Source organism: Natronospira sp. (assembly GCF_007134575.1).
In the GTDB taxonomy this organism is placed as follows: Bacteria; Pseudomonadota; Gammaproteobacteria; order Natronospirales; family Natronospiraceae; genus Natronospira; species Natronospira elongata.
Map to the genome: position 1 here is coordinate 1 of NZ_SLKM01000070.1, position 5288 is coordinate 5288.

At 62.3% G+C, this 5288-nt stretch carries 5 protein-coding genes; 2 read left to right on the forward strand and 3 right to left on the reverse strand.

The features are described 5' to 3' along the window. Positions 1–126: 126 nt before the first annotated feature. From ACJWXQ_RS02890 to ACJWXQ_RS02900, 3 genes are all read right to left on the reverse strand, one after another. Positions 127–447: a hypothetical protein gene (locus ACJWXQ_RS02890; RefSeq protein WP_346052430.1), complete on the reverse strand. Its 321-nt coding sequence runs from the start codon at positions 445–447 to the stop codon at positions 127–129. A gap of 9 nt (positions 448–456) precedes the next feature. Next, positions 457–885 carry a DNA polymerase III subunit chi gene (locus tag ACJWXQ_RS02895; protein WP_346052428.1) on the reverse strand — a complete coding sequence of 143 codons (429 nt, stop codon included), beginning with the start codon at positions 883–885 and terminating at the stop codon, positions 457–459. Positions 886–1026: 141 nt separating this feature from the next. Continuing rightward, positions 1027–2523 carry a leucyl aminopeptidase gene (locus tag ACJWXQ_RS02900; RefSeq protein ID WP_346052426.1) on the reverse strand — a complete coding sequence of 499 codons (1497 nt, stop codon included), beginning with the start codon at positions 2521–2523 and terminating at the stop codon, positions 1027–1029. A gap of 122 nt (positions 2524–2645) precedes the next feature. Here ACJWXQ_RS02900 and lptF point away from each other — a divergent pair, with 122 nt between their 5' ends. Both lptF and lptG read left to right on the forward strand, forming a co-directional pair. Continuing rightward, entirely contained in the window at positions 2646–3740 is a 1095-nt protein-coding gene (lptF, locus tag ACJWXQ_RS02905) for an LPS export ABC transporter permease LptF (RefSeq protein WP_346052424.1), read from the forward strand. Next, positions 3737–4798: an LPS export ABC transporter permease LptG gene (lptG, locus tag ACJWXQ_RS02910; RefSeq protein WP_346052422.1), complete on the forward strand. Its 1062-nt coding sequence runs from the start codon at positions 3737–3739 to the stop codon at positions 4796–4798. The genes lptF and lptG overlap by 4 nt, the downstream gene beginning before the upstream one ends. The last annotated feature ends 490 nt before the right edge of the window (positions 4799–5288 follow it).

The following is a 5288-nucleotide window of genomic DNA, read 5'->3' on the forward strand; positions in this document are numbered from 1 at the left end:
CCCAGGGATGGGTCTACGGCGTCCTTGGAAAGCCCTGTCGGCTCCAAGGCCGGAATGCGCCACCGTCACCGGCGCCGAAGGGCACGAAACCACTCGAAGGGAAGGGCACCAGTCCCGAAAGGAGCGTCAGGCCTTTTCCTGATCCTTGGCGATGTTGCGGATCTCGCGCTTGAGGGTCTTCATGACGTCCTCGGCCAGGCTGTCGGCCAGGCGCTGGACGCGGGAGCGGACCAGGTTTTCCACCCGGCGGTCCAGTTCCTCGATAAAGGCCTGGCGCATCCGTTCTTTCTCGTCCGGTCCCTCGGTCGCCACCGTCTCGACTGCCGGCGGATCCTCAAACAGATCCAGGTTCGGCGGCGCGTTCACTGTCTTCTTCCCCGGGCGCACAACCTCTTCCAGGGTCGGAATCTGTCGGGCACTGCCGGCATTGCTGTCGCGTCCACGCATGGTTTGGCCTCAGAGATTGTGCATTTCCAGCGGATAGCCGCGGTCACGGTAGAAACGGTAACGGTCACGGCCTCGCGCCTTGGCCGAGTCCTCGTTGACGACAGGTTCGGCCACTCGCTCGAAGCGGCTGAAGAAATCCGGAATCTCCTCGGCGCAGTTGATCAGCAGGTCGTAATTTCCCTGCGGCGGCTCGCCCGTGCCCACCACGACGGGGAAATCCGGGTCCTGGTCGGCCTCGGCGGCCAGGCCGTGGGGGATGAAGCTGCGGTCGCGGAATGTCCACAGCAGCTCGTCCAGGGACTTGGCGTGCCCCGGGTCATTGCTGTGGAGAAAGATGCGGTGTCCGAGTCGGAAAGCCTTCTCGGTAAGACGGCAGGCGAACTGGTCCCTGGCGGACAGTTCTTGCTGCGACAGTAAGTAGAAATCCACCCGGGTCATAAGGCCCTGTCAGTCAGTGGTTTACGGAAGTTTGGTAGTAAATTGGGTGAATGTCAAACCCGAAGTGTCCGATTTTGCTGAAAAAGCGGGAGCAGCTCCATGCCGCTCCCGCCTTCAATCAGCCAAGTTGCCGGTACCAACTCAGCCGGCGCGGTCGATCAGATACTGGCTCAGCATGGGCACCGGACGCCCGGTGGCACCCTTCTGCGGTCCATTGCCGCTGATCCAGGCGGAGCCGGCCACGTCGATATGAGCCCAGCGCTGCCCTTCGGTGTAGCGGGACAGGAAGCAGCCGGCGGTGATGGTGCCGGCGGGCTTGCCACCGATGTTGGCCATGTCGGCGAAGTTGGTCTTGAGCTGATCCTGGTACTCATCCCACAGTGGCAGGCGCCAGGCCCGGTCCCAGGATTTGTTGCCGGCGGCCAGGATTTCATCGGCCAGGTCGTCGTGCTTGCTCATCACCCCGGAGGCATGTTGGCCCAGGGCGATCACGCAGGCACCGGTAAGGGTGGCGATATCCAGCAGGGACTCGGGCTTGTAGCGCTGGGCGTAGGTCAGGGCATCGTTGAGAATCAGTCGGCCCTCGGCATCGGTGTTGAGGATCTCAACCGTCTGTCCGGACATGGTGGTGACCACGTCACCCGGCTTGTTGGCCTTGCCGTTGATATGGTTCTCGGTCGCCGGGACGATACCGACCAGATGCACCGGCAGGTCCATCTCCGAGGCCGCCTTGACCGCACCGAAGACGCTGGCGCCACCGCACATGTCGTATTTCATCTCGTCCATGCCGGGGCCGGGCTTGAGGGAAATGCCGCCGGTGTCAAAGGTCAGGCCCTTGCCCACCAGGACATGGGGGCGGGTCTTGCCCTTGGTGTTCTTGTATTCCATGACGATGAACTTGCAGGGCTCGTCACTGCCCTTGGCCACCGACAGAAAGGAGCCCATGCCGAGCTTCTTGCAGTCTGCCTCGTTGAGGATGGTGGTCTTGATCTTCTTGTTCTCGCGCGCCAGCTTGCGGGCCTGGTTGGCGAGGTAGCTCGGGGTGCAGACATTGCCCGGCAGATTACCCAGATCACGGGCCAGGGTGGTGCCGGCGGCCACGCCCTGGGCGTGGTTCAGGGCCTTTTCGGCGGCGGCCTTGCCGCCACGGCCCTCATAGTGCAGGTCCAGGGTTTTGAGGCTGGCCTTGGGGCCCTTCTGGGACAGGGTGGCATCATAGCGATAGGCGGCATAGTCCGCTGCTTCGACAGCATGGCGGACACCCCAGTAGATGGCATCTTCCTCGGCCGGGAATTCGCTTGAGAAGGTAAGCAGGGCGTCGCGCAGGCCATGTTCATTGAGGCTGGCTACGCAGGCCTGGGCGGCCTCGCGGAAGGCGCGGTGGCCGTACTGCTTCTTGTCACCCATGCCCGCCAGCAGGACAGCACCGGCCTTGATGCCGTCGACATCGAACAGCAGGCGGGTTTCGCCGCGCTCACCGCCCAGCAGACCGGCCTTGATCTGCTTCTTGATTCGACCGCCGGCGGCCTTGTCCAGCTGTTTCGCCGCTTCGCTCAGTTCGCCGCCGCTGAATACGCCGACAGCCACGCATTGTCCGCTGTAGTTTTCCGGGGCGCCGGTCTTGATTCGGTATTTCATGTCGACTCCTGCCAAAATGAAGGAATAACTTGGCGCGTATTTTACGCTATCCGGCCGCCTCTGTGGCACTGTCTCCGCGCCTGATAAACTGCCCACACTGAATCTCAAGGAAAGAAGCCTTCGTGTTCACGGTCATTGGACGTTACATCAACCGGGAAGTGCTGCTTAGCTGGCTGGCGGTGACCAGTGCCCTGCTGGTGATCCTCATGAGTCACCGTTTCGCGGGTTTCCTGGGCAGTGCCGCCAGTGGTGAGATTCCCCCCCATTCGGTATGGCCCCTGGTGGGCCTGTCCACTGTCCAGTACCTGGTCATCATCGTACCGGTGGCCTTTTTTCTCTCCGTGTTGCTGGCTCTGGGCCGTCTCTACAAGGATAGCGAGATGGCGGCCATGATGGCCTGTGGTGTTGGCCCCTTGCATCTGTACAAGGCTCTGGTCTGGATTGCGGTGCCGGTCATGGCGGGCGTGGCCGTGCTTTCCTTGCAGGCGGCACCGGCCGCCACCCAGACCATGAATGAAGTTCAGGAAACCGCGCGGGCCGAGGCCCGGTTATCCGTGTTCGAGCCCGGTGCGTTCCGTAATCTGGAAGGGGCCGATGGTGTGTTCTATGCCGAGCGTCGTGCCAACGGTGAGCTGGAGGGGGTCTTCATCCAGGGCACGGAAGGCGATGAGCGGGTACTGATTCGAGCCCAGCGCGCCTGGCTGGAAGCGGAACCGGATGGGCCGCGCTATCTGGTCCTGGAACGCGGCTATCGTTATGAGCTCATACCCGGCGAAGCCCAGTTACAGCGCACCCGCTTCGAGCGCCACGGTCTTCGACTGCCTGAGGCCCGCGTGGATGCCGGTGCCGACGAGCGCGAAGCGCGGTCGGTGTCGGAGCTGTTGTCCTCGGGGCGTGCCGAGGATATGGCTGAGTTCCACTGGCGTTTGTCCATGCCCATCGGCGGCCTGGTGCTCACTCTCCTGGCGGTTCCTCTGGCCAAGACCAAACCCCGTCAGGGTCGCTATAGCCGACTGTTCATCGGCATCGTGGTTTATCTCGTTTATTCCAATCTGTTGGCAACGGGTCAGGTCTGGCTGGAGCGGGGGCAGTTGCCCATGGCAATGGGCTTGTGGTGGGTTCACGGTCTGTTTCTGCTTGTGGCCGGTATCCTTCTCATGCAGCAGACCGGTGGTTATCGCCGCTGGTTGCAGCGAGGCGGGGAGCAGGGCGCATGAAGATCCTTGATCGCTACCTCGCCTCGGCGGTGATTTTCGGCAGCCTCATGGTGCTGGCCGTGCTCATGGCCCTGAGTGCCTTTGTCGGCGTCGTCGGCCAGCTGGGCCGGGTCGGGACCGCGGATTACGGTCTTGGTGACGCCGTTCTTTATGTTCTGCTCGGCTTGCCCGGTCAGGCGGTGGACCTGATGCCGGTGGCGGTGTTGATCGGCACCCTCCTGTCACTGGGGGCCCTGGCCAGCCAGAACGAGCTGACCGTCATGCGTGCTGCCGGCATGTCCATTGCCCGGATTGCCCGCGGGGCCGTTCTGGGCGGGGTCCTGTTGGCGGGCATGACGGCAGCATTGGGGGAGTGGGTGGCGCCCCCTGCCGAGCGCTACGCGGATCAGATGCGATTGATGTCACTCTATCGTGTGGTCAACATCCTGGGCCGGGATGGTATCTGGCTGCGGGATGAGCAGCAGTACATCAATGTCCGTCAGGCGGAGGACGTTCGCCGACTGGAAGGCCTCAACATCTATCGCTTTGACGATGAGGGCCGTCTGGTTTCGGCGATCAATGCCCGTCACGCGCGATTCGAGGCGGGCCGCTGGCAGTTGGAGGGGGTTCGTGAGACCAGACCGGCGGAGGGCGAGGTGCAGTCACTCCGTGATGATGTCCGCGATTGGGAGACAGGGATCGGTCCCGAGTTGGTCTCTCTGGTGAGCGTCAGTCCGAACATGCTGGGTGCGCGGGGCTTGCTGGATTATGTTCGTTACCTTGAGTCCAATGAGTTGGACGCGGATGCCTATCGCATTGCTTTCTGGTTCAAGTTGGTGATTCCGGCCGCGCTGCCGGTGATGGTCATTCTGGCCATGCCATTCCTGTTCGGCTCGCTGCGATCTTCCGGTGCCGGGCAGCGTCTGATGGTGGGGCTGGTGATCGGCATCGTCTTCTATCTGGTCAATATCACTTTGTCCAATGTCGGCGCCATGTTCGCCGTCCCCCCCTTCCTCGTCGCCTGGACACCTACCGTGCTATTGCTGGTGATCAGTTTGTTGGTGGTTCGGCGGCTTTAGGGCCTTTCTGATTGGTCCATTTATGGTTCCGGCCAAGGGGGTGATTCAGGGTTTTCCCGGGGGGCTTTGATTGGGTTAGTTCCCTTCGATGTCGGTGGTGGGGGTGCGTTCCGGTCCCTTTCCCGGTGGCCTCGCTCAGGGACGCTATGAATACATCCCTGTACGCTCTGGGTTCGGCCGGAAGGCTGCGCATTCCTGCTCCGCCTCCCGGTCCAGCCCGCACATCCCTGTGCGGGCGTTCGGCAAGCTGCAATGGTCCACCGGACCATTGGTCTTGCCTCACCCTGGCTCACACAGCCCTGAGCAAGCCCACCAGGACCGAAGCCTACCCTTGGTGGGTGTCACCTTGGCCGTGCTAGTGGAGTATTTGGTCAGTCTTATGTCTTGGTGCCATCCGAAGGCTTTTAATCGCGAACAAATTCGCTCCTACGGTGCCTGTAGCGTATGCCGAAGCCGCCGTAGGAGCGGATTTATCCGCGATTTCCCCGGC

What these genes read in the sequence shown, in the direction of transcription:
- ACJWXQ_RS02890 (WP_346052430.1), bottom strand. Translation starts at nt 447, where the DNA reads ATGCGTGGACGCGACAGCAATGCCGGCAGTGCCCGACAGATTCCGACC.
- ACJWXQ_RS02895 (WP_346052428.1), bottom strand. Translation starts at nt 885, where the DNA reads ATGACCCGGGTGGATTTCTACTTACTGTCGCAGCAAGAACTGTCCGCC.
- ACJWXQ_RS02900 (WP_346052426.1), bottom strand. Translation starts at nt 2,523, where the DNA reads ATGAAATACCGAATCAAGACCGGCGCCCCGGAAAACTACAGCGGACAA.
- lptG (WP_346052422.1), top strand. Translation starts at nt 3,737, where the DNA reads ATGAAGATCCTTGATCGCTACCTCGCCTCGGCGGTGATTTTCGGCAGC.